At 46.0% G+C, this 25,204-nt stretch carries 24 protein-coding genes; 9 read left to right on the top strand and 15 right to left on the bottom strand.

All coding sequences use genetic code 11. The features are described 5' to 3' along the window. The first annotated feature begins 3 nt into the window (after positions 1-3). Entirely contained in the window at positions 4-678 is a 675-nt protein-coding gene (locus F551_RS0101620; RefSeq protein ID WP_018995728.1) for an HAD family hydrolase, read from the top strand. Positions 679-724: 46 nt separating this feature from the next. On the opposite strand, the gene F551_RS0101615 is transcribed toward F551_RS0101620, so the two are convergent. The 3 genes from F551_RS0101615 to flbT form a co-directional block, all read right to left on the bottom strand. Further along, positions 725-1,399: an outer membrane protein gene (locus F551_RS0101615; RefSeq protein ID WP_018995727.1), complete on the bottom strand. Its 675-nt coding sequence runs from the start codon at positions 1,397-1,399 to the stop codon at positions 725-727. A 252-nt stretch (positions 1,400-1,651) separates the two neighbouring features. Continuing rightward, positions 1,652-2,044, bottom strand: a complete 393-nt coding sequence (flaF, locus tag F551_RS0101610; RefSeq protein ID WP_018995726.1) for a flagellar biosynthesis regulator FlaF — start codon at positions 2,042-2,044, stop codon at positions 1,652-1,654. After that, complete coding sequence (gene flbT, locus F551_RS0101605) at positions 1,992-2,432, bottom strand: flagellar biosynthesis repressor FlbT (protein ID WP_018995725.1); 441 nt, start codon at positions 2,430-2,432, stop codon at positions 1,992-1,994. The genes flaF and flbT overlap by 53 nt, the downstream gene beginning before the upstream one ends. A gap of 172 nt (positions 2,433-2,604) precedes the next feature. Between flbT and F551_RS0101600 the strand changes: the two genes are divergently transcribed. Continuing rightward, on the top strand, positions 2,605-4,377 hold the full coding sequence (locus F551_RS0101600) for a tetratricopeptide repeat protein (protein ID WP_018995724.1): 1,773 nt from the start codon (positions 2,605-2,607) through the stop codon (positions 4,375-4,377). A gap of 39 nt (positions 4,378-4,416) precedes the next feature. Here the strand turns inward: F551_RS0101600 and F551_RS0101595 are convergent, their stop codons facing one another. Next, on the bottom strand, positions 4,417-4,737 hold the full coding sequence (locus F551_RS0101595) for a 2Fe-2S iron-sulfur cluster-binding protein (protein ID WP_018995723.1): 321 nt from the start codon (positions 4,735-4,737) through the stop codon (positions 4,417-4,419). A 260-nt stretch (positions 4,738-4,997) separates the two neighbouring features. Between F551_RS0101595 and tsaE the strand changes: the two genes are divergently transcribed. The 6 genes from tsaE to trxA all read left to right on the top strand — a co-directional run bounded on the left by tsaE (position 4,998) and on the right by trxA (position 14,352). Further along, positions 4,998-5,465, top strand: a complete 468-nt coding sequence (gene tsaE, locus F551_RS0101590) for a tRNA (adenosine(37)-N6)-threonylcarbamoyltransferase complex ATPase subunit type 1 TsaE (protein ID WP_018995722.1) — start codon at positions 4,998-5,000, stop codon at positions 5,463-5,465. Continuing rightward, complete coding sequence (locus F551_RS0101585; protein ID WP_033404364.1) at positions 5,443-6,558, top strand: aminoglycoside phosphotransferase family protein; 1,116 nt, start codon at positions 5,443-5,445, stop codon at positions 6,556-6,558. The genes tsaE and F551_RS0101585 overlap by 23 nt, the downstream gene beginning before the upstream one ends. Next, positions 6,558-7,274: a nucleotidyltransferase family protein gene (locus F551_RS0101580; protein WP_018995720.1), complete on the top strand. Its 717-nt coding sequence runs from the start codon at positions 6,558-6,560 to the stop codon at positions 7,272-7,274. Before F551_RS0101585 ends, F551_RS0101580 begins: the two co-directional genes overlap by 1 nt. After that, complete coding sequence (gene addB, locus F551_RS0101575; RefSeq protein ID WP_018995719.1) at positions 7,271-10,351, top strand: double-strand break repair protein AddB; 3,081 nt, start codon at positions 7,271-7,273, stop codon at positions 10,349-10,351. Before F551_RS0101580 ends, addB begins: the two co-directional genes overlap by 4 nt. Then, positions 10,348-13,932 carry a double-strand break repair helicase AddA gene (gene addA / locus F551_RS0101570; RefSeq protein WP_018995718.1) on the top strand — a complete coding sequence of 1,195 codons (3,585 nt, stop codon included), beginning with the start codon at positions 10,348-10,350 and terminating at the stop codon, positions 13,930-13,932. The genes addB and addA overlap by 4 nt, the downstream gene beginning before the upstream one ends. A gap of 99 nt (positions 13,933-14,031) precedes the next feature. Beyond that, positions 14,032-14,352: a thioredoxin gene (gene trxA / locus F551_RS0101565; protein WP_018995717.1), complete on the top strand. Its 321-nt coding sequence runs from the start codon at positions 14,032-14,034 to the stop codon at positions 14,350-14,352. A gap of 54 nt (positions 14,353-14,406) precedes the next feature. On the opposite strand, the gene F551_RS0101560 is transcribed toward trxA, so the two are convergent. The 11 genes from F551_RS0101560 to rpsA form a co-directional block, all read right to left on the bottom strand. Further along, complete coding sequence (locus F551_RS0101560) at positions 14,407-15,732, bottom strand: bifunctional folylpolyglutamate synthase/dihydrofolate synthase (protein WP_018995716.1); 1,326 nt, start codon at positions 15,730-15,732, stop codon at positions 14,407-14,409. Next, positions 15,733-16,758, bottom strand: a complete 1,026-nt coding sequence (locus F551_RS0101555; RefSeq protein ID WP_018995715.1) for an acetyl-CoA carboxylase carboxyltransferase subunit beta — start codon at positions 16,756-16,758, stop codon at positions 15,733-15,735. Between the two features lie 32 nt (positions 16,759-16,790). After that, a complete protein-coding gene (gene trpA, locus F551_RS0101550) occupies positions 16,791-17,615 on the bottom strand; it encodes a tryptophan synthase subunit alpha (protein ID WP_018995714.1) in 825 nt (274 codons plus the stop codon). A gap of 2 nt (positions 17,616-17,617) precedes the next feature. After that, entirely contained in the window at positions 17,618-17,941 is a 324-nt protein-coding gene (cutA, locus tag F551_RS0101545; protein WP_018995713.1) for a divalent-cation tolerance protein CutA, read from the bottom strand. A 100-nt stretch (positions 17,942-18,041) separates the two neighbouring features. After that, positions 18,042-18,725, bottom strand: a complete 684-nt coding sequence (locus tag F551_RS16055) for a cytochrome b/b6 domain-containing protein (RefSeq protein WP_018995712.1) — start codon at positions 18,723-18,725, stop codon at positions 18,042-18,044. After that, on the bottom strand, positions 18,718-19,260 hold the full coding sequence (locus tag F551_RS17005; RefSeq protein WP_018995711.1) for a c-type cytochrome: 543 nt from the start codon (positions 19,258-19,260) through the stop codon (positions 18,718-18,720). Before F551_RS17005 ends, F551_RS16055 begins: the two co-directional genes overlap by 8 nt. 120 nt (positions 19,261-19,380) lie before the next feature. Beyond that, the gene (gene trpB / locus F551_RS0101530) at positions 19,381-20,595 is read right to left on the bottom strand and encodes a tryptophan synthase subunit beta (protein WP_018995710.1); all 1,215 of its coding nucleotides are present in this window, start codon (positions 20,593-20,595) and stop codon (positions 19,381-19,383) included. A 128-nt stretch (positions 20,596-20,723) separates the two neighbouring features. Then, a complete protein-coding gene (locus F551_RS0101525) occupies positions 20,724-21,362 on the bottom strand; it encodes a phosphoribosylanthranilate isomerase (RefSeq protein ID WP_018995709.1) in 639 nt (212 codons plus the stop codon). 149 nt (positions 21,363-21,511) lie between these two features. Next, the gene (mscL, locus tag F551_RS0101520) at positions 21,512-21,925 is read right to left on the bottom strand and encodes a large-conductance mechanosensitive channel protein MscL (protein WP_026296591.1); all 414 of its coding nucleotides are present in this window, start codon (positions 21,923-21,925) and stop codon (positions 21,512-21,514) included. A 150-nt stretch (positions 21,926-22,075) separates the two neighbouring features. After that, positions 22,076-22,375 carry an integration host factor subunit beta gene (gene ihfB, locus F551_RS0101515; protein WP_018995707.1) on the bottom strand — a complete coding sequence of 100 codons (300 nt, stop codon included), beginning with the start codon at positions 22,373-22,375 and terminating at the stop codon, positions 22,076-22,078. A gap of 111 nt (positions 22,376-22,486) precedes the next feature. Then, a complete protein-coding gene (rpsA, locus tag F551_RS0101510) occupies positions 22,487-24,181 on the bottom strand; it encodes a 30S ribosomal protein S1 (protein ID WP_018995706.1) in 1,695 nt (564 codons plus the stop codon). A gap of 385 nt (positions 24,182-24,566) precedes the next feature. On the opposite strand from rpsA, the gene F551_RS0101500 reads away from it, so the two are divergent. Then, positions 24,567-25,202: a YajG family lipoprotein gene (locus F551_RS0101500; RefSeq protein WP_018995704.1), complete on the top strand. Its 636-nt coding sequence runs from the start codon at positions 24,567-24,569 to the stop codon at positions 25,200-25,202. Positions 25,203-25,204 lie beyond the last annotated feature (2 nt).

The following is a 25,204-nucleotide window of genomic DNA, read 5'->3' as shown; positions in this document are numbered from 1 at the left end:
AAAATGTTTGATGCAGTATTGTTCGATTGCGATGGCGTATTGCTTGATACAGAGATGTTAGCTCTTGATCTTGAAGTGAATTTTTTAAAAGAGAGAAACTTTCATTATGATAGACTAGAGTTTGCTCAGTCATTTATTGGCATGGACAACATCTCAATGCGCATAAAAATGGCGCAGGATTATTTTAGTCAAAACAACTCGGCTATCCCACCTACTCTTTTAGACGAAATGTGGGCAGCAAGAGATGACCATTTTAAGGAGCACCTTACCGCAATTCCTGATGCGGAATTAAGCCTCAATGCGTGGAATAGAAAAAAAGCGGTGGCCTCTTCTTCTAAAATTGATGAGTTGAAGGAAAACCTATCCAAAGTTGGTTTGGCAGATATTGTATACCCTCATGTATATTCTGCTCAGCAAGTTGAACGCGGAAAACCAGCTCCTGATGTTTTTCTATTTGCTGCAAAACAACTGAATGTAAAACCTGAAAAATGCCTTGTAATTGAAGACAGCATCAATGGGATAAAAGCGGCGCGCGCTGCCAACATGACAGTTTGGGGATTTCTTGGTGGTGGGCATGTTTGGCCGGATTTGAAAGCTCAACTGATAGAAGTTGGCGCATCGGAAATAGTTCACTCTCACAAAGCTTTATCTGAAAAACTTAGAACGCTCAATGAATAAAGGGCGGCACACAAAATGCCACCCTCTATATAATGCTACGCCTTGGCTAAAACTTGAATTTCAATCCAGAACGAATTGTCGTGAATTCAAGATTGTTTTCAGCGCGAATGCCGCCTTGATCAACAGGTGTGTCAAAATCAACATCATTGGAAAGACGCACTTCTCCAAAAGTTGATAATTTGTCCGTTAGAGCAAGCTCTACTCCTGCCCCGTAAACAAACGCAGTTTCTTCAAATTCAACCGCACTCACAGGTGGTGCAAAAGTATAAAACTGGTTTGCATCACCTTCATATTGAGTAACACCAACGAGACCATAAATACTAAATTTTTCAGTAATTTGCTGCCCAAGATGCAAATCCAGGCCATAGCTATTGCTTAATTCCAACTCGCTTACCAAAACGCCATTTAGATTTTGTGTTTCTGCACTTTCGTCCGCATAAAAAGCTTCTACTTCCAAATAGGAATCTTCAAAAATATCAAAACGATACCCACCAGCAATATAGACACTTGCCCCGGTATCACGATCAGTCGTGGTTGCGCTTGGTCCGCCTGAAGCACCTGTATTAGGTAGGTTGGAACCAGTATTGCGACTTACATCATGCGTTAAACTCGTAGAATTCAATCCACCTGAGATATAAAATCCGCTGTCAGCAATGGCTTGTCCAGCAAAAGCGACCGTTGCTGCGCAAATGGCAGACATTTTAAGAAAATTGGTTTTCATTTCAAAGCCCTTTGAATGTTCAATCACCCCCGGATGGGTGCGCCCACACAAAAGAACAATCGCTATTCACTTGGAACTAAACTTAAAGAGACATTCTAATAACGTCCCCTCGCAAACAATTGCTTTCAAATAACTTTTTTGTTAGCGCCACAATGCGCACCTATAAAAAGACCAATCTTTTGGAAAAAACTGCAAAATAAAAGCGCCGCTCACAAGAACGGCGCTAAAAATTTTCTTATCACATAAATTTTACTATGCTGCAGCAGTTGAATTACTCGAAGGTTGACCCTGCCCTTTGGCAGCGGTGAGACCTTGCATAATATTGCGATTAATCTCGATCAACGTCTCAATTTCATCTCTATTGCGAGATGCCTCGGATGTATGGCGGCTCACAAACATAGAAAGTGAGATAATTCCCGCGCGCAATTCTTCAGGCAACGCATTGCCCGGCTGCGCACAGTCCATAGCCATCGCCCCCCATACTTGGCGGTTTTTATCTAACGCGGCCACGACTTTAGAAATCTCGTGTTTTTCTGCTTTTTGTGCCTCAAGCAAATCGCGTGTTACTTCAGCAAAAAGCCGAAACTCAACGTCACGCGGATCTGCGGTCCTGTTTGCTGTCTTCTGGTAGGCTTGAATTGACATTGCCCAAAACTTCCTCTTCGTACGCGATTAATTTACGGCAGCGCCCTAGCGCTTTGTAATAATCGCCACCCATCACATCGCGTGAAAGCGATACGCATTCCTTAAGTACGTCAGCATTTGTTATTGCGTTCATAAACTCAGTGATACGCAGAACAAATTCCTCATACTGTTGCCCGCCGGGTGACCCTCCATCCAAATACATCATCATCACTGGGAAATAGATGCGTTTAGCTGGCGTGGTCACATCGTCAGGCTGCATGATGTCCTTTTCACGCAGGACCGAAGCCTTATTTTGCAAGAGCATGACACACCTACGATCACCGTTTTGAAGGACTGCGCCGTTCACGACGAATTTTTCTTGCGGTTTCAACGATAGTTTTAATGGCATGTTCTCTGGCCTCGAATTTCTGGCGTTTCTCGCCTTATGAAACAGAGCCTAGCTGCCGTTTATTAACGACTGATTTAACGATTGCGAAAACTCCAGTTTCCAGTTTGTTAAAAATAATCAGGCAAACAGTCTTTATAAATATAGATTTTGTTGAGACATAAGGCAGGCCAACATGACAGAGAACGCTCCCCAAATCGGCCAGATCGAAGGTGCAGTGGGCAATATCATGGCATCTAAAGCCATTGAAGAAGCCAGCAACCTTAGCGTTAACGCGGCCTCACCGAAAAAAAAGAAATTGAAAAAGCATTGCCGAAAAGCAGCGCAATTAATTCAACAAAATAAATTTATTGAAGCCCAAAAAGAAGCTCTAGCAGCGCTAGACATCGATGAAACCAGCCCTTTAGCAAACCATGTCGCGGCAATTGCACTCGATAGAATGGATAAATTTGAGCTGGCTTTGCAGTTCTATAATAGAGCTATCAAGTACGAACCCAATAATGCAGAATTATATCGGAACACTGGCCTACTCTGCTGGCGCATGAACAAACTAGACGCTGCAGAAACATTCTTCCGTCTTGAATCACAAATAGCGCCCGATTGTTGGCAACCAAAAAATAATCTGGGAAATGTACTTCGTGATAAAGGAGAGTTAGACAGCTCAATTGAGCTTTTAAGAACAGCTCTCTATCAACACCCAGAACAATCGGAATTGTGGTCCGCAATTGGCTCAACAGCCATTTTCCAATTACAAACAGAAGAAGCTATTCAATTTCACACCGAAGCCGTGCGCTTGGCACCAAGCTCTGGACGAGCGCATCACAATCTCGGCTTTACGCATTTAACAGATGGGAATTGCAACGAAGCAGTTGCCCACTTCGACAATGCTCTAAAATACCATGATGAAGGTTCATTTTCTCAGATAGCAACATTGAATGCACGTTCAAATGCATTGCTTGCCATCGGAGACTTAGAAAAAGGTTGGAAAGAATACGAAATCAGGCAACACAAACACGCCCCTGATTTCTTGGATTTCCTAATCCCTCTACCCCATTGGAAAGACGAAGACCTTAAAGGAAAAAAACTCCTGCTTGTAGGAGAACAAGGGCTTGGAGATGAAGTTCTATTTTCTTCCATGCTAAACGACGTTCTTGAATTGATAGGAAATGATGGCACGCTTGGCGTTGCAATTGAGCCTCGGTTGATCCCCCTATTCGAACGTTCATTTCCAAAAATAGACTTCTACGGTCATAAGACAGGTACTGTTGAGGGGATTAAAAAGCGCGTCATCCTAAATCAGGAAGACATCAAACACTTCGACTTTTGGGCCCCTCTTGGCGCACCGCTTAAACACATTAGAACCGACCTTTCTCAATTTGCCCAACCAATTGAGGGTTTCCTCAAACCTGATCCAGAGCGTGTGGCATATTGGAAGGCAGAACTTGAAAAACTTCCTTCGGGCCCCAAAACTGGCCTCGTCTGGAAATCCGCCGTTATGGATATAAAGCGTGGTCGTAACTTTGCCGGATTTGATGCATGGCGTCCTATTTTGCAAACACCCGGCATCACTTGGATAAATCTACAATATGGCGACGCCGCCAATGATCTAAAATTTGCCAAGGAAAAACTTGGAGTAAACATCCACACTCTTGAAGGTATAGACCTAAAGCAAGATCTTGATGACATCACAGCTCTTTGTCAGGCACTAGACTTAGTGGTGGGCCCCATGAACGCAACAACCAACCTTGCAGCTGCTGCGGGCGCTCCCTTTTGGTTATTATGGCCTCAAAACGCATGGACTAAGCTTGGGACGGATCAGATGCCTTGGTATCCAAATACAAAAATGTATTGCCCCAAAGCACTAAATAACTGGACGCCTGCAATCAATTCTCTGGCTCACGATTTAGAAGCAGAAGTTCAAAATTTAAACAAAGAAAAAGCAGCCTAAACTTAGACTGCTTTAAACCTTTTGATTGTGCGGTGACTGTTAGCCTTGTGATTCAGGTAAACGCACAACCAAGCCTTCCAAATTATCTTTCACTGTAATCTGACATGAAAGACGAGAATTGCTCTCCACATTCTCAGCAAAATCAAGCATGGATTGCTCCATGTCATTTGGTGCGCCTACTTTTTCTATGAATGAGTTGTCTACGTAGACATGACATGTCGCACACGCACATGCTCCACCACAATCAGCATCAATACCAGGTACATTCTCTCGAATGGCAGCTTCCATGACAGAAGAACCATTTTTAGCGTCGACTGAGTGTTCTGTTCCGTCAAACTCAACAAAAGTAATTTTGGCCATCTATGTGCGTTCTCTCAATTTATCCTTGCGATCTGTCTATCAAAAGACCGCATATATTAGGCATTGCTGAATACTGATGATCACCAGTATCTCCAATTTGCCTTGATGTAAGGCGCATACTAAATTGATGCAAGCTTTCTCTTTATCCAAATTATCAGCAGTCACTGTGATTGATACACAAAGAGAACTTGTGTCTGTCCGCGAGTTTTGTCATCAAGGTTAACTATAAACAACCTCATCCGCCTATGAAACAATGCCAAATGACAGCGACTGACAAATCCTTCACATTCTCTCTGGCCAATGAGAACGATAGCTTTTCATTTGCTACTCGCATTGCTCCTCTCATCAAAGCCGGCGATGTAATCGCTCTTTGGGGAGATTTAGGGGCAGGCAAAACGACACTCTCACGCGGTTTGATAAGAGCTCTACTCAACGAACCTGAAATAGATGTCCAAAGCCCAACATTCACACTCGTTCAAACATATGAAGGACCTTATTTTCCGATCTGGCACTACGATATGTACCGCATCGAAGATGATGCTGAAATCGATGAATTAGGCTTTGAAGATACAATTGACGGATTAGCCTTGATAGAATGGCCAATTCGTATGGGTGAGAAATTACCAAAATACCGCTTAGACATACAACTTGAATTCACTAATGAGGGACGAACCGCGACTTTGTCTGCACATGGTGAAGATTGGAATGCTCGCCTTGCAAACTTCTAACTCCCCTTCCCGTGAAGAATTACGCCTCTCCTTTTTGCAAGCCAATGGATGGGGAGATGCAGAACGCACACCCCTCGCTGCTGATGCATCCACACGTCGCTATGAGCGACTTAGCCGCAATGCAGGTTCTCAAACACTTATGTTCATGGATGCCCCCATCCAAGCTGAAGGTGCGCCGTGTCCTGTGGATGCAGATGAAGCAAAGCGTAATGAAATGGGATGGAATGCGCAGTCTCGTCTTGCTGCAAGCCGCGTGGAAGCTTTCGTGGCAATAGCAAAGCACCTCACCAATATTGGACTTTCGGCACCCAAAATCCTCGCATTTGATCTCGAAAATGGCTTTGCCCTGCTAGAAGATTTTGGAGATGCCATCTTTGCCAGAGTGATAGAACAAGGTGAAGACGAACCACGTCTTTATGCTGCTGCAGCCAAAGCCTTGGCGATTGTGCATCAAATACCTGTGCCGCCCTCTCTTCCTGCAGGAAATACACAATGGCCTATTTTGGAATTTGACCGTTTAGCACTCTCCATCAATGCGGACCTATTTGTAGATTGGATGCCTGCTTACGATGATAAAGTTCAAGTCAGTGATGAAGGCCGAAATAATTGGGAAAAAGCTAAACAAGGGCTTATAGACCAAGCACTGTCTTTTCCGCGCGCTTTAATCATGCGCGACTATCACGCTGAAAATCTAATCTGGTTACCTGAACGAATAGGTCCCAAAAAAGTCGGTCTGCTAGACTTTCAAGACGCCGTACTTGGATGGGGCGAATGGGATTTTGCCATGCTGCTCCAAGATGCCCGCCGCAATGTCACCCAAACTGCAAAAGAAGCAGCCATTTTATCTTATCTGGATGAAACAGGTGGATCACGAGAAGAGTTTGATAAACGCTTGGCCGTACTTGGAGCACTCAATGCCTTGCGCGTGGCAGGTGTATTTGCCCGCCTCGTAAAGCGGGACAACAAACCCAAATACAATACTTTCCAGCCAAGACAGTTACAGCTTTTAGCTCAAAACCTGAACCACCCTGCACTCAACGATATGCGCAGCGTTTTCCAATCCATAGCCCCCCACATATTGGAGCTTGCTTGATGACTATCAAAACCGCCATGCTTATGGCTGCAGGCATGGGCACTCGCATGCGTCCACTGACGGATAACTGTCCCAAGCCGCTTATCGAAGTGGCTGGCCGCACTCTGATTGACCGCACGCTGGATAATCTCATCACTGCAGGCGTGGAAAAAGCGGTGATCAATGTTCACTACCTAGCCGATATGGTGGAAGCTCATTTTGCAAAGCGAACTGATATTGAAGTTGTCTTTTCTGATGAACGTGATGAATTGCTAGAGACAGGCGGCGGTGTTGTAAAAGCGCTCCCCCTGCTTGGCAACGATCCAGTGCTGGTTTGCAATACTGACGCTTTTTGGCTCAATGATGATGGTCAAACCATCAATTCATTAGTTTCCGCCTTTGATCCGGATAAAATGGATAGCCTTCTGCTTCTTGCTCGCCGAGAAAATTCAATGGGATATCATGGTTTGGGAGATTTTGATCTCGCAGAAGATATGCAACTCATTCGACGCGGAGATAAGCCCGAAGCACAATATGTCTTCTCAGGCATTTATGCGTTCAATCCAACAACAATATCTCATCTGAAGATCGAGAAATTTTCAGCCAATGTTTATTGGAATGAAAGCGCTGCTAAAAACCGCCTTTTCGGGCATGTTATGACCCCATTCTGGATGCATGTTGGAGATCCGCAGGCTGTTGAAGATGCGAGCGCCTTGATTGAACAGAGAACAGCATGAATTCATCTCCCATAGCTGCTGCAGAAATATTCAACCAGCGCAATCCTCGTATCTTCACTATCCCGCCAGCGGTAAGTTTTCTGGACACGCTTGCAAAAGCTTTGGCGGAAAATTTGGATCTGGCAGGCAATGCAACAGCTTTGGCAGATACCGTTATTTTTTGTCCAAACAAGCGTTCTTCCCGTGCGATTGCCGAAGCCTTCCATCAGCTTGCCACTGAAGCGGGACACAAAGCCCTCATTGCTCCTGAAATTCGCGTTTTGGGTGATCTGGAAGATGACCACACGATTGCCCCTATTGGTGTCTCGGAACTCGAACTCGGACCACCGCTATCTTCCGCCAAACGACGCGGGGCATTAGCTCGTTTAGTTCAATTTTGGCAAACAAAAGCACATGGAGAACCTCTTCCGCCCCGCTCAGCCATTGCAGCCGCCGATCAACTAGGCAGTTTGCTGGATCAATCCGCTATGGGCGAAGGAACAGATTGGTCAAAACTTCAAAGCCTTGTTGAAAATACAGACCTTGCAGCCCACTGGAAACAATCCGCGGATTTTCTAGAAATTATCGCTTCAGCTTGGCCTGCCCACCTTGAAGAACAAGGCGCAACCGACCCAATGGCCCGCCGCGTAGCTGCAGCTCAAACGCTAGCCAATACATGGACGAGCAGACCACCCCATCACCCTATCGTCATAGCGGGGTCTACAGGGGCTACACCCGCGACTCGTATACTTATGCAAGCCGTTATGGGTTTGCCCAAGGGCGCTATTGTGTTGCCAGGTCTGGACCCCGATGTCTCAAACGATGCATGGCGAGCCATTGCTTCAAGCCCCAGCCACCCTCAACACACATTGCAACGCGCACTACGCAAGCTTGGTATAGACCGCTCACATGTCATTCGTTGGCCACACACACATGAAACACCCGACAATGAGGCACGCCGCAAGCTCATCAATGAAGCCCTTGCCCCTGCTTCAACCACTAAGGATTGGACTAGTCGCCTAAAGGAATTATCCGGTGACAATAGCCCCGAACAATTGGTAACGTCTGGTTTAAATGGTCTCTCTCTCATAGAGGCAGAAGATGAATCAGAAGAAGCTTTGACCTGCGCGCTGCTGCTTCGTGAAGCCCTGCAAACACCCGGCAAAACAGCAGCACTTGTATCCCCTGATGGTTCATTGGTACGTCGCGTATCATCTTTGATGACGCGTTGGGGCGTTGATATCCCCCCATCCTCTGGTACGCCTTTTATGCAGACACCACACGGTTCTTTGTTTGCGTTGATGTTCCAGTGGTTGCGCGATGAAGGCGATCCGGTTCAACTCTTATCTCTCCTCAAACATCCGCTCGTGCGCGTTGGATGGGACGATGCAAATTTCCAAACGGCCCTCATCGAATTAGAATCCCACAAAAACGAATTTCGCGAAAAAGGCACAGTGCGCGGCCCTCGTCGATATACCACGCTCGATGACCTTGCAGATCGATTAGGGATGCAAAACCGAGCGCAGTCTGCACAGCTTATTCGAGACTTGGCGTCAGCTGCTCGCCAGTGTGAAATCCGGCCGAGCACAATGCAGCAAGACATTGACGGCACTAGTTTCGCGCGAGCTAGCGCACGCCTTGCAGAACGCCTGGTCTCAAGCTCAGAAGAAACAGGCGCAACACGGCTTTGGCGAGGTACAGAAGGCGCGCAAGCGGCACGCTATTTGGAGACATTAGCAGAAATTGCCGCAGAACTTGGACCTGTTCCACCAGATTTATGGACTGAATTTGCTGAAGCCATCGCCGCTGAAAGCGCTATTCCTCCCAAAGGTGGCGAGCATCCCCGCCTTGCGATTTGGGGGCCACTAGAAGCACGTCAACAAATGCGCGATGTGATTATTCTCTCTAGCCTCAATGAGAATTCTTGGCCTGCTGCCGCTGCCGCCGATAGTTTTTTGCCAAAACGTCTGCGCAAGGAACTCGGACTGCCAGATCCAGAAGAGCGCCTTGGACTATCAGCTCATGACTTTGCCCAGCTCGCCTGCGCACCAGACGTGAAACTTGTCCGTTCCAAGCGGGTAGATGATAAACCTTCTGTCGCGTCTCGCTGGCTATGGCGCCTGCGCACATTGGCTGCGGGCGGATTAGGAACACCTGAAGCTGTTGATGCTGCATTGACACCTGAGACCAAGGACAATCCACTTGTCTGGGCGAGATCAATGAGGAAAGTCAAAGCTGTCTCTCCGACTGCAGCGCCCGCGCCAGCTCCTCCAGTCGATGCACGACCGACTAAATTTTCTGTTTCTCGTGTGGCAAGGCTCATCCGTGACCCTTATGCTGTCTATGCCTCAGATATTCTTAAACTAAACCCGATGCCACCCGTGGGAGCTGAACCCGGCCCTGCCGAACGCGGAACGGCTATTCACGCAGCTGTAGAACGTTATGAATTAGAAGGCGGCAGTGTCATTGGCCTTATCCATGAGGAACTCAAAAGAGCAGGAGAAATCGACACAACGCTAGAGCTAAACCGCCCTTTATGGTCACGAGCAGCAGATGCTTACATCAAATGGCGAGATGAACGCGAACCTATGACCCGCGAAAAACATCTTGAGCTCGAAGGCGGATTAGATTTTGAAATAGCGGGCCGAAAATATCGCCTGACGGCGAAAGCTGACCGCATTGATCTACTAAAAGATAACACGTTCGCCATTATCGATTTTAAAACCGGCACACCAAAAACCAAAAAACAATTGCAATCAGGTCTTGAACCGCAATTGCCCTTGGAAGCTGCGATTGCTGCCGGAGGCGGTTTTCCAAAACTTCCTGCCGCAGATACCTCGCAACTTATTTATGTATCGCTAGCTCCGGGTGCTGCCTCCACCAAAGCAGACAATGGGCAACCAGTGAAACTTGATGAAGGCCCGATGGCCGAAGCCCAAAAAGCACGAGACGGATTTGTCAAACTCGTGCAATCCTATGCTACTGCAGGCCAACCCTATTATTCCAAACCGCGCGCTGAGTTTACTTGGTCAGTATCTGACTATGACCGCCTCGCCCGACGCGATGAATGGACTTCTGATGCGGGAGACAGCGCATGATAAACGAGACGGGTTGGAAAGATTACGACCTCACTGTTAAAGGTCAGTTTGATGCCGCAACACCAACCCATTCAGCGTGGGTATCAGCGAATGCTGGATCGGGAAAAACAAAAGTTCTGATCGACCGTGTGGCTCGCTTACTTCTCAATGGTGTGCAGCCTGATGCCATTATGTGTGTGACCTACACGAAAGCCGCCGCATCTGAAATGCAAGGTCGCTTGTTTAAGCGTCTGGGTGGTTGGTGTGTGGCTGATGACAATGAACTCGCCAAGCAATTGGCAGAGCTTCAGGCGCGCAATATCAAAGACTACACGCTAGAAGAACTTGGCAAAGCACGTGAACTCTTCGCACTCGCGCTTGAAACACCCGGTGGTTTGCGTATCGAGACCATTCATGCTTTTTGTGGTCGATTGCTGCGCCGTTTTCCGTTGGAGGCTCATGTTGCCCCCGGCTTTAAAGAGCTGGATGATTTGGACGCTTCTCGCCTGTGGGATTTGGCGATGGCCAAACTGGCAGAAGATACTGCTCATGATGATCCAAACAAAGAGGAAGAACTAAAACAGGCGCTGAAAACTGCTGCGTTAGCAGCGGGTGGAAATGGCCTTGCAGGACCATTACGTGCTCTCTCCTTCAAGCAAGCTGCAATCACAAAATTTATCAAAGATAGCGGCGGATTGGATGCAGCTTTATCGCGGCTAAAGCTTGCTCTAAATGCTGAAGACCAAACCGTGTCCGAGCTTTTAGATTATGCGATGGGACCGGCCCTGCCGCTAGATAAACTCAAACCGTTTATCGCACCGCTTTATGATGGTGGAAAGTCTGATCAATCTACAGCACAAGCTCTTGAAATTGTTGCTCTAGGTACAACATCCGAAAGTAAATTTGCGGCCTATAAACGTATTTTCCTGACTTCAACAGGAGAGTTTAGAAAATCCAATCCATATACCGCAAAGGTCGCCAAAACCAATCCTGAGATCGAAGAGCTTTTCCAGATCAAAACCATTCCCGAAGGTGAAGAAGTTTACCGGATGAAGGTGTTGCTGGAAAAGATCAATGCACGTGAAGCCTATGAACGCTCAGCCGCTCTATTGCGCCTCTCCAGCATTGTTTTCTCTGATTATGCGCGGCAAAAGCGTCGCCGTGCGGCCATGGATTTTGATGATCTGATTGAAAGCGCTGCTGGCTTGCTTAGAACAAGCACCATGTCACAATGGGTGTTGTGGAAACTTGAAGGCGGCTTGTCTCACATATTGCTGGATGAAGCCCAAGACACCAGCCCTGAACAATGGAAATTGCTAAACGCCCTGACTGAGCAATTCTTTGCAGGTGAAGGCGTAGAATATGAAAATCCACGTACACTTTTTGTGGTGGGAGATGAAAAACAATCCATCTATTCCTTCCAAGGCGCTGATCCAGAAAAATTCCTGTCCAAACGTCAGGAATTTATTGAAGACAGCTACCGCGCTCAATTGGACAACAAAACGCCTGACATCTTGATGTCGTTTCGGTCTGCTCCGGAAGTATTGGCATTTGTGGATGAAGCTTTTGATGTGGGCGCTCTTCAGGGCGAAGCGCCCTTTTCAATTGCGCCGCCTGAAGATGGCAATGTGATGCGACATTTACCCTTTAGAAAAGATCATAAAGGGTGTGTTGAATTATGGCCTCTAGTGCGCCCTAAAGTGAATGAAGAATCAACACCTTGGGATGCACCATTAGGACAGGATTTAGAATCAAACCCCAAAGCTGAATTAGCCGATCGTATTGCCAAATGGATCCGCAATATTATCGATACCAAACAAGCCATTTCCGATGAAGGCGAGATACGCCCAGCACGTCCAGGTGATGTTCTAATACTGGTAAGGGGCCGTAAAGGTGGCCTATTTGATGCAATTATCAAATCTCTCAAAACACATGACATACCCGTAGCAGGGGCAGACCGTATTGAGCTTTTAGATTCGCTACCCGTGCAAGATTTGCTAAACCTCATCCGCTTTGCGCTCTGCCCGCAAGATGACCTCACGCTTGCTGAAATTCTCACCGGACCATTTGGCGGGCTAAACGAGAATGACCACCTCTTTCCACTTGCACATGATCGTGGTGAGGCTAGCCTCTGGTCACGCGTCTTGGAAAGCGAAATGGAAGAAATCGCGCCAATACGAGATTTCCTTCAAGCATGTATAGAGCGCCGCCATATCCAACCCTATGAATTCTTCATCGCAGTGCTGGAAACCATCGGGCATGACGGGCTGGATGGTTGGCAGAAAATTCAATCACGCCTTGGTGCTCCAGCCCGCGAACCGATCACAGCATTGATGGATCGTGCGGCTGGATTTGATGCTAAAGGCCCCTCATCTTTGCAACTATTCTTAGCTACGATTGAAAAATCAGGTGGAGAAGTTAAACGCGAGCTATCAGGCCCTCAAGATGAAGTACGTGTGATGACTGTGCACGGATCCAAAGGTCTTGAAGCACCGATTGTCATCGTTCCCGATACATGTGCGGCGACAAAATCTGGCGTCGACAACAACCTGCTAATGACTGAAGAAGATGATGGCACGGATTTACCCGCAGGCATGCCAATCTGGTCTGGCTCAGCCAAACAAGACACGCAGATTGCATCCAAGCTCAGGCTTCTTGCTGATGCCAAAGCAGTTCGGGAACATCGCCGCCTACTCTATGTGGCACTCACCCGCGCTCAGGACCGCCTGCTGATATGTGGGCCGTGGTCGGGTGGCGCAAAAAGTAAGACAGGGCATTCAGAAAGCTCATGGTTTGCAACATGTTACAAGGCTATGCGGCGCCTTGTCGATAAAGATTTGGCACGTGTTATTGAAGATCCTAACATTGAAAATACAGATGATGCTGACACACCAATAGCTTATGAGTTTGGATCACCTCTCTTCACAGATAAAGCAGCTCATGAAGTTACGATTGAAAAAGAATATGTGCCTGATTGGATAACTGAAATGGTTCCAAGGGAGAGCCAAGGAAACCGTTATGCTGCCCCGTCTTCTTTATTGGGAGATGAACCTGCCGTATTGCCTCCCTTCATGGAATCGCGTCCCAAGCAGCTTTTGCGTGGTCGCCTGATCCACACTTTGCTGCAAACCCTGCCAGACATCCCCAAAGAAGATTGGCGCAAGCATGCCATGCACTTCCTCACGCGTGATCCCGAGCTTTCTCAGCCAGAATGTGAGGAAATGTACGATCGCGCTATAGAAGTGCTCGATGATCCAAAATTTGATCCCATATTTGGTGAAAACAGCAAAGCTGAGGTGCCTATTGTTGGCGGCAATGACGCCAAACTTCCCAAAGGCTTACTTATCAACGGTCGCGTCGACAGATTGGTCATTACAGACACTTCCGTGTTGATTGTGGACTTTAAAACAGATCGCCCTGCTCCCGCACGCGAAGAAGACATGGGCCCAACATATACAGCACAAATGGCAGCGTATCGCGCTGTTCTCGAATCAGCATATCCTGACAAACAGATAAGGTGCGCTATCGTTTGGACGGACGGACCAAAATTAATGGAGCTTGATGCAGACAGAATGGACAAGGCTTTAGGCGACCTCACATAGCCGTGAAGATAAATTCATTCAGTTTGAAACACAGCATGGGTGTTAATTTTGAAAAAATGCACTATTTGCAATTCAAAGAGTTTCTAATGGAGACAAAAAATGAGCGTGATTGACACGACTGACGACAAATTTGACGAAGATGTAATCCAAGCTGAAGGCACAATTGTTGTGGACTTTTGGGCGGAATGGTGTGGCCCATGTAAGCAAGTTAGCCCTCACCTTGAAGCATTGGCTAAAGAAAAAGATGGCGACATTAAAATTGTCAAAATCAATGTTGATGAAAACCCAATGACTTCTGGCCGTTTTGGTGTTCGTGGCCTACCAACTTTGATGATTTTCAACGGTGGTAAAGTGGCTGCTACTCACCTGGGTGCGATGTCTAAGAGTCGCATTGAAGAATGGATTTCTGAATCTGCTTAATGAAAGCAAAATCAAATAATTCAAAGCCCTGCTGATTTGCTCAGTAGGGCTTTTTTATTCAACCGTTTGATTATTCAATGTCAGTATTGCACCCGCAAGATAGAGCGATCCACAGATATATACTGTGTCAGAATCAAGCTTTGCTAATTCGGTGAGTGCTGCAGTTAAACTGGATGCTGATTGAGCCTTAGCTTTGTGCATTTCAGCGATCTTCATCAATTCATTTGGGTCAGCGCTAGAGCCTCCCTCCTGTCCCGCGTCAGCAGGCAAAGATGTCATCACAAAACTAGACACAACAGGCGCAAACGCACCTATAATCTTATCAGCATCTTTATTGTTCTGCATCGCCATCAGCATTGCGGGTTTCTCTTCTCCCGCTTCAATCTGAACAGAAATGGACTCCGCAACTGCTTTAGCTGCTGCAGGATTATGCGCTCCATCCACAATAATACGCGAGCGGATAGCTTGCTGCAAAGGCCCCGATTTCAAGGTTTGCATGCGTGCTGGCCAACTAGCTTCTCTCAAGCCGATCGCCATAGTCTCAGCTGTAACACTAGGAAGATTCAATTGTCTTAGCGCCGCACATGCAGCACCGGCATTCATGCGTTGATGCTGCCCAGCAAGACCTAACCAAGGCGCATTTACCTGCTCATCTTCATCTTTAAAAACAAAGGCGTTATCATCCAAACCATCCTGCCAATCGCGTTCGGCAAGAATCACATCAGCATTCCTATCTTTGGCAGCTTCCAACAGAGATTGAACCGCATCATTTTCTTGCTGTTCCGCAATCACAACAGGCACGCCAGATCGCATTATCCCCGCTTTGGTTCGAGCAATTGATGTGATGTCAGAAAAACCAAATAGTTTCTCGTGATCACGCCCAATACTTGTTATAATACAAGCCTCTGGTTTTGCCATAACGTTCGTGGAATCATGCTCTCCCCCTGCACCTGTTTCGATGATGCACAGGTCTGCTTTTACCTGAGAGAACAGCAAAAACGCAGCTGCTGTTAGCGCTTCAAAGTAAGTAAGATCAGTGCCTGTATCTTCCACTCTTTCGAGAGCTGTAATCAGCTCATCATTCGTGACCAAGCGTCCTGCTAAACGGATACGCTCATTCACTCGAATGAGATGAGGTGATGTGAAAACATGAACAGATAAATCTGCAGCCTCCCCCATTGCCCTCAAAAAAGCTGCAACGGATCCTTTTCCATTCGTACCAGCAATATGAATGGTAGGAGGTAAATTATTCTGGGGATCACCTAAAATAGCGAGAGCTTGTTTAATTCGTTCCAAACCGAAACGAATCTCAGTTTTGCCTCGCGGATCAGTAAATGCAGACAACGCCGCATTTACTGTTTTATCGTCGGCATCAATCAATTAGCTATCGCTTTTTGGTGCAGCCTTAGAACGAGATTTACGCTTTGGCTTTTCTTCTTCAACTACTTCAGCTTCTGGAGCTTCAGTTTCTTCAGCAGCTGTTTCCTCAGTCACTTCAGCTTCTTCGCTAATTTCCGACGCTGTGTCTGCCTCAACAGCTACCGGCTCTATTTCCGGCTGAGGTTCACCGCCCATCAACATAGATAAGATCTGACCAAGTTTTTGTGGCAATTCACGGCGATCTACTACCATGTCCACCATACCGCGCTCACGCAAAAACTCAGAGCGCTGGAAGCCTTCTGGCAGCTTCTCACGGATTGTTTGCTCAATCACACGCGCACCAGCAAATGCAACCATTGCTTCCGGTTCACCGATATGAATATCACCAATCATCGCATAAGATGCAGCTACACCACCCGTTGTCGGGTCAGTTAGTACAACAATGTATGGCAAGCCTGCGTCACGTAATTCTGTAATCGCAACAGTTGTGCGCGGCATTTGCATTAAAGAAAGTGCACCTTCCTGCATGCGGGCACCACCAGAAGCAGTACAAATAATCAATGCTGACTTTGTCTCGAGCGCACGTTCAGCGGCAGTGATGAATGCTTCTCCTGCTGCCATACCAAGAGATCCGCCCATGAAAGCAAAATCTTGCACTAGAACAACAGCATTTTGACCACCAATTTTACCTTCAGCAGCAGCCATACAATCTTCACGGCCCGTCTTCGCACGTGATTTTTTTAGACGGTCTACATATTTCTGATCGTCTTTAAATTTCAATGGATCTTTGACAACTTCAGGCAATTCTAATTCAGAATATTCAGAACCATCAAACATGCTTTTGAAACGCAAATCAGGACCAACACGCAAATGCGCTCCAGCTGGCGTTACAAACAAGGACGCCTCGAGGTCATCCTTGTAAACAAGATCACCAGATTTAGGACATTTAATCCAAAGGTTGTCCGGCGTATCTTTTTTACCGAACACATTTTTTAGGCCCGGTGGCAGATTTGTCAGCCAGCTCATCTGGTAACTCCCATAATTCTATTCAAGTTCACTTACGAACGACCAGTAGCAATAGCGCCTGCGAGACTTTTCACAAGTGCTCCCATGCGTTTTGGTGCATCTTCTGGTGCACCAGCTTCAATTGCTAGACGTACTTCTTCTACAATTGCAGACCCTACGACAACCCCATTCGCCAATCGCGAGAATTCTGCGGCCTGTTCAGGCGTTTTAACACCAAATCCAACAGCTACTGGTAAGCCAGATGCGTTTTTAGCTCGATCCACACCTGCTTGAATATCTGTTTGTGCACCAGTTCCTGAACCTGTGATTCCCGCAACTGACACGTAATAAACAAATCCAGAAGAACCATCTGCCACTATTTTCATGCGGTCATCAGTTGTTGTTGGCGTTGCTAGACGAATAACAGCTAAATCAACCTCTGCTAGGCCTAAGCGCAATTCTTCGTCCTCTTCTGGAGGAAGGTCCACAGTGATTACACCATCAACCCCAGCTTCAGAAGCAGCTCTAGCAAATTCAGCATACCCCATTTTATGAATTGGGTTTGCATATCCCATTATGATAATCGGTGTATCTTGGTTGGTTTCACGAAACCGTTTGGCAGTAGACAATACATCAGCCAGTTTCGTACCATTTGCCAAGGAACGAAGCGCTGCTTTTTGGATTGCTGGTCCATCAGCCATTGGGTCGGTAAATGGCGCACCAAGTTCGATCACATCAGCACCATTGTCTGCCAATGCTTTCATTGCCTCAAATGATGTATCTAGATCAGGGTCACCGCACATCATGTATGCCACAAACGCTGCACGGTTATGGGATTCAGCTTTTTCAAAAGCTGCTGATATTCTTGATATAGGCATATTTAAGACTTCGTGTTTGTTGTTAGCCACTCTGCATAACGTGCATTTGCTTCAATGCAAGGCATAGCTAAAATTGCAGGCACATCATGTGGATGTAGATCAATCACTTGAGCTTCTATTTTAGTGAAATTTGCAGCTGGTGCTTTCACCCACAACACCCACTCCTCTTCACGCTCCAATTGACCATCCCACATATAGATGGACTCAACCGGACCATCTATATTTACACAACCTGCCAGTCTGTTTGTAATCAGCGTTTCGCCAATTGAAGCTGCGCACAGATCATCGGGGCAATTAATTCTAATGAGGATGATGTCAGGTGTCATAAGAGCCTTCAAGCAAAGAAGAACCTAGCTTGTATGCTACAACTGTATTTGGCTCAACTATAAAGCAAGTTTGAAAGGAAATAATCTCACAAACTTATCATCACGCGTTTGCAATAAAATAGACAACCGCACACGAGAGCAGAATTCCAACCGCCACCTTCATAAGTGATACTGAGACATGAGGTCTTTCAACTTCCTGATTTTCCTCAGCGCGCCGCCCCGTTATCATAGGAATGAGAATGTTGGCTTTTAACAACACCACATATCCAATCACAGCCAAGACATGCAAACCGACAAGCCAGAGCATAACATCAAAAGTTAGCTCATGAATTTCAGCAAAAAGTCTTCCTGTATCAAACTCAACGAAACGCGAAAGTGGGCCAGACTCCAAACCATCTACATCAACCGCGAACAATCCAGTTGTCACCTGCGCACAGACACTGCCAAGCAACGCCAGTACACTCAGTGCACCAATTGGGTTGTGACCAAATGAAGGCTTATAAGGCCCACCACTAAATATGGATCGCAGATAAACAACTACGGACTTTGGACCTTTCACAAAGCTGGTAAACCGCGCTGTGTACGAACCGACAACGCCCCAATAAAGTCGAAATACAATTAGACCCAACGCACAAAGACCAAAACGCTGATGCCAATCCATCATGCCCTCTTCTGCTGTCCACCAAAGGCCGGCAATCAACAGAACGAGGAACCAATGAAATAGTCGGATCGTCCAATCCCAAATCAATACTTTTGAGGATGAACTGATAGGAGGATTAATCATCTAGACGGTAGGAATCGTGACAGCTTTTACATGTACCACCTGTTGTGCGGAAAGCAGCAGTAATCGCATCAACATCTTCAGTTCCTGCAGCTTCTTTTAGTCCAGCTACAGCTGTTCTAAATTTTTCTATTTCAGCCGCAAAACCTTCTGGATCACTCCAAATAACTTCTAGTGCCTCTGTCTTCGCTCCCGAAGCCACCCCTGTTCCGGCTGGGAACCATGTATCGATTTCAGAAGCAAGCGGCTCAACAACGCTGACTGCCTCACTTATAACCGCTAGATCTGGAGAATTTGACTTCAATTGATCATTGATTTTTTTAAAAGAACCACCAATAGCTTTAAACTTCTCTTGACGCTCTTTGATAACTGCCACTTCTGTCTCATGCTCATGAGCGTCATGATCATGGTCATCGTGACCGTGTTCATCATGCTCTACTTTTCCGGAAGGAGCTTCAGCAACAGGCTCTGATTTTTCTCCACATGCACCAAGTGCAATCAAAGTAATCGCAGAAACAGCAATCAAAGAATTTTTCATAGTGGTATCATCCCGCTAAACACATCCAAAATTTGCACCACAGAAATACGCGGCGCAAAAGCTATAACTTTAATGAAAACCAATTCACTACAAGACCAAAGGAGCGTCAAGCGATCAAATTTAAGCGATATCAATTCCTAGATGTTCTGCAACAGAAAATACGTCTTTATCACCCCGACCACAAAGGTTCATAATGATCAGACCATCTTTGCCTAACTCCTTGGCCACATCCCCGACACGGGCAATGGCGTGAGCAGGCTCAAGCGCAGGAATGATGCCTTCCAGCTTTGTGCACAATTGGAAAGCTTCTAGTGCCTCTTTATCCGTACACGTTAAATATTGAGCACGGCCTGTATCTTTTAGGAAAGAATGCTCAGGTCCAATCCCCGGGTAATCCAATCCTGCTGAGATCGAATGCGCATCTATGATTTGTCCATCATCATCTTGCAGGAGATATGTTCGGTTACCGTGAAGAATACCGGGTTCACCGCCATTTAGCGCCGCCGCGTGTTCACCTGTTTCGATGCCTGAACCTTCAGCTTCAACTCCGATGAGGCGCACACCCTCATCTTCTAAGAATGGATGAAACAACCCTATTGCATTTGATCCACCACCAATACACGCCATCACGGCATCAGGTAAACGTCCTTCACGCTCCAGAATTTGAGCTTTTGCCTCACGGCCGATTACAGATTGGAAATCACGCACCAACTGCGGATATGGATGCGGCCCAGCCGCCGTCCCAATCACGTAGAAGGTATCATGCACATTCGTTACCCAATCACGCAGTGCTTCATTCATGGCGTCTTTAAGCGTCCCTGTACCCGATGAAACAGGCACAATTTCAGCACCCAATAATTTCATACGAAACACATTTGGTTTTTGACGCTCTACATCTGTTGCGCCCATAAACACCGTGCAAGGCAAACCAAAGCGAGCACAAATAGTAGCAGTCGCCACACCATGTTGCCCCGCTCCAGTTTCAGCAATGATACGCGTCTTGCCCATGCGAAGCGCAAGCAAAACCTGTCCAAGACAATTGTTTACCTTGTGAGACCCTGTGTGGTTCAACTCATCACGTTTGAAATATATCTTTGCACCATCAAAATGCTCTGTCAGGCGTTCTGCAAAATACATTGCAGAGGGACGGCCCACATAATCCTGCATCAACCCGCGATAAAGCGTTTCAAATTCTGGGTCTGCTTTGGCCGCATTATATTCTTTTTCAAGGTCATGGATAAGCGGCATCAGTGTTTCAGCAACGTAACGACCACCAAATTCACCAAAACGTCCATTTTCGTCCGGCCATTTATCCCATGTATTGCGCGTGTCCATGACGAAAAATCCTTCTTATCCAATTCACAAAAGTCAGATAGCGCGAAGAGAGAAAAAACGCCATGTTTTTGCACGCAAAATCAGCAAAATATAAATTCACAGTCGCGTTTAAAATCTGTGCGACAATTTTAATTCAATGCTGCAGCAATAAATTCTCTAATTCGATCAGCATCTTTTACTCCAGGTGCACTTTCGACACCAGAGGAAACATCAACCATTTGCGTTCCTGATTGCAAAATGGCCTCATCAACATTTCCTGCATCTAAGCCTCCAGCCAAGAACCAAGGTTTATCGACCTGAAAGCCCTGCATAATCTGCCAATTGAAACTCGTTCCATTTCCACCCGGCAATTTGTCGTCAGGTTTTGGCTTGGCATCAAACAACACATAATCATATTGGTTCATGTCTTCCTGAGAAGGGAAATCATTTTCCTCCGCAACGGAATAGGCGCGCATGAATTTCATATCAGGGCGTATTTTTCGAACTTCATGGACAACTTCAATCGGCAATTCTCCATGAATTTGCATCCCCTGAACACTTGAAGCGTTTCGTGCAATCTCCAACAAAAGTGATAATTCAGGTTTTGCTAGCACGACCCAAGTCATTGCTTTCATCCCCACATAATCTGTGAGGAAATCTAATGCTGTTAGTTCAACATGCCTTGGGCTTTTCTCAAAATGCACAAATCCGAGATGCTTCGCACCAGAATCCAAAGCAACATCAATCATTGCTTTGTCTTGAAGGCCACAAATCTTTACTGTTTTCATTGGGTTATATGCCTTGGGCAAGTTCTTTGCAGTATAAATTCAATCTGTATACAAAGAATACTTAGAGATAGATACAAGAAAGGCGACCATAAAGGCCGCCCTTCTGCAATCTACTCAAAACTCTACATGCGTAGATCTATAAACTAAGATTATTTCTTTAGCAAGTCTCTGATTTCTGAAAGCAGTACTTCTTGAGCTGGAGGAGGAGCCGGTTCAGCAGGCGCTTCCTCTTCCTTCTTTTTAGCTTCGTTCATCCCCTTAACAACCAGGAACACAACCAATGCTACTATTAGAAATGATATAGTGTCGTTGATTACAACCCCGACGTTAGAAGTAACAGCCTCTTTGACAGTTTCGCCGTTTTCAACAACAGCGTCTTTCCACGTAACTTTCAAATTGGAAAAATCAACACCACCCAATAACATGCCGATTGGTGGCATAATCACTTGATTGACAAGAGACTTAACAACAGTGGCAAATGCACCACCCAGAATGAAACCTACAGCCATATCGACCAGGTTTCCTTTCATCGCGAATTCTTTAAATTCGGAAATCATACCCATAAGCGATACCCCTTCTTCGAATAGATTCAGCCCCATGCTCGAATCATAATTATTCTAAAAAGTACACTTTTGTAAAAAACAAACAATACCCTAGTATGTTACTAGGGTACTCGTTTTATTTAACTAATTTAGCGGGTCAGGTATTTAGATCTACCTATCTTCGGGATCTTCACCATTATTCAATCGAGCGCGAAGCTCTTTACCTGCCTTGAAAAAAGGCACGTATTTCTTTTCAACAGGAACTGATTCACCAGTCCGCGGATTACGGCCTGTTCGCGCTTCACGCTGACGAACGGAAAAGGCACCAAAACCACGTAATTCTACGCGGTCGCCAGCCTCTAGGGCCGCTGAGATCTCATCTAGAATAACATCCACAATCCGCTCGACTTCACGAGGACGAATTTCAGGGCGTTCTTCTGATAGACGCAATATGAGTTCTGAACGTAGCATAACTGAGATTTGAAATGAAAAAGGCCCAAAAAGCAAGTACTTCTCGGGCCTAATCGTTAATTTTTTAAGGTAAATGCGATATCAGCCAAGGATTCTCGACTGAATCACCTCCTATTCGTCGTCAGTCTTTAGAGCTGCACCAAGAATATCACCTAGAGATGCACCTGATTCGGCTGAACCATACTGCTCAACAGCTTCTTTCTCTTCACGAATCTCTAGAGCTTTAACAGACAGAGACACACGACGAGACGCTTTATCGAACTGAGTGATCAAAGCATCAATCTTGTCACCAACTGAGAAACGCTCTGGACGTTGCTCTGCACGGTCACGAGATAGGTCTGACTTACGGATGAATGCAGTCATTTCCTGACCTTCATCACCGAAGGATACTTCGATACCACCAGAAGCAACTTCAGTCACAGTTACAGTAACTGTTTTGTTCTTACGAACATCGGAAGTCTCAATTGGGTCACCAGTAAGTTGCTTGATACCAAGAGAAATACGTTCTTTCTCAACATCAACGTCAAGAACACGTGCTTTAACAGTGTCACCTTTGTTGAAGTCTTGGATCGCTTCTTCACCAGACTTGCTCCAGTCGATGTCGTTGATGTGAACCATACCGTCAAGCTCAGGACCAAGGCCGATAAACATACCGAACTCAGTAATACCGCGAACTTCACCTTCAACATCAGTTCCAACTGGGTGCTCAGCAATGAATGCTTCCCATGGGTTGTTCTGTGTTTGCTTAAGTCCAAGAGAGATACGACGCTTGTCGCTATCAACGTCAAGAACCATAACTTCCACTTCTTGAGAAGAAGAGATGATTTTGCCTGGGTGTAGGTTTTTCTTAGTCCAGCTCATTTCAGAAACGTGGATAAGACCTTCAACACCATCTTCTAGTTCAACAAAAGCACCGTAGTCTGTGATGTTTGTAACGCGACCAGATAGTTTCGCACCAAGTGGGTATTTTGCAGCAACGCCATCCCATGGGTCTGACATCAATTGCTTCATACCAAGAGAGATACGTTGCGTGTCTGGGTTGATCTTAATGATCTGAACTTCAACTTCTTGACCAACTTCTACAACTTGGCTTGGGTGTGAAACACGTTTCCAAGACATGTCAGTCACGTGTAGAAGACCATCAATTCCGCCAAGGTCAACGAATGCACCATAGTCAGTGATGTTCTTAACAACACCACGGCGCTGTTCGCCCTCACCCATGTTGCCAACGATCTCTGCGCGTTGTTCTGCACGTGATTCTTCAAGAACAGCACGACGAGATACAACAATGTTTCCGCGTGGGCGGTCCATTTTAAGAATCGCAAATGGCTGCTCTTGGCCCATTAGAGGACCAACATCACGGATTGGACGGATGTCTACTTGTGAACCAGGCAAGAATGCGTTCACTCCACCAAGGTCCACTGTGAAACCACCTTTTACGCGGCCAACAATTGCACCTTTGATTGTTTCTTTTGCGGAGTACTGACCTTCCAAACGGTTCCATGCTTCTTCACGACGTGCTTTATCGCGAGAAAGAACTGCATCTCCGAGCGCGTTTTCGATGCGCTCAAGGAAAACCTCAACGAGAGCACCAGTTTCTGGCTTTTTCTCATCGTTTGCAAATTCACGAGCCGGAATACGGCCTTCTGTTTTCAAACCAACATCAACAACAACAAAGTCGTTATCAACTGCAGTAACTGTGGCTGGGATAACCCGGCCTTCAATCATTGAGTTGCCGGAAAAACTGTCTTCGAACATCGCCGCGAAGTCGTCGGTGGTCGGGTTCATCGAGTCTAGATCAGACATCAATACTCCAAATATAATTCGTCGTTACAGGCCTGCTGGTTGTCCCAGCGGTCTCGCTACACCATGTAGCTTCAGTATTTTTCTCTATTCAAGAGAGCGGGCGGTATCCCGCTACAATGCTATAAAGTCAAGGGTTAGGCCGTGATTCAAAGAGAATCAGCGCGAGTTTTTAATCGATTCGTCAAAAACGTGAGATATTAGCCACGAAACTCCACAATTGAACCAATATTTCAATTAAGACAAACCGCTTGTGAAAGACGATTGCATTTCCATTTCTTAATTCAACTTTTAGAAGCATCATCAAAAGCCTTAATTGCTTAAAGTAGAATTTTATAGTACCCAATTCATCATTGAAATTTTTATTTCAACTAACTGGGGACTCAACATGAAATTTAATATTTTGATCGCAGCATTTGCGCTGCTTCTTGGTGGCTGTGTAACAGGAACACGCAATGTGGACCTTGTAATGGACAGCTTTTCAAATGAAAAAACGGCGAGCGGTGAAGTTTACATCGTAGACATTTCGGATAATCGCTCTTTTGAACAAAAACCAAGAGAACCTTCAACGCCATCTACCAAAGGCAATTTGGAAGCAATGTCGAAGGACCAGCTGTCAAACTTAATCGGTAGGCAGCGTAATGGGTATGGAAAAGCCATGGGAATGGTTGCCCTTCCAGAAAGTGGCACTGTTCAAAGTGAGATGCGCAAACTAATAGTTGAAGGTCTTGAGAGTCGAGGCTACACGGTTTCTGAAAACCCCTCAGCATCCATCCAGCTTAAAATTGATATTTCAGAATTTTGGGCCTGGTACACACCTGGAATGTTTGCAGTAAAATTTGAAGCTAAAATTGGCAGTGAATTGAATTTTTCTGGAAGCATAGACCAGTCAGTTGCTATTTCTGCCAGAAGCATGAACAAAGCTCAAATTGCGAGCGATGCAAATTGGAGACTAGCTTACAAAAGAGCGTTTGGAATTTTTCTTGACGATCTAGACAAGAAATTAGACGAAGCAGGCCTATAAGG

Origin of the sequence: Hirschia maritima DSM 19733 (assembly GCF_000378345.1) — a bacterium.
Taxonomy (GTDB): Bacteria; Pseudomonadota; Alphaproteobacteria; order Caulobacterales; family Hyphomonadaceae; genus Hirschia; species Hirschia maritima.
The sequence above is the reverse complement of the archived record's forward strand: the minus strand, read 5'-3'. Positions and strand labels throughout refer to the sequence as shown.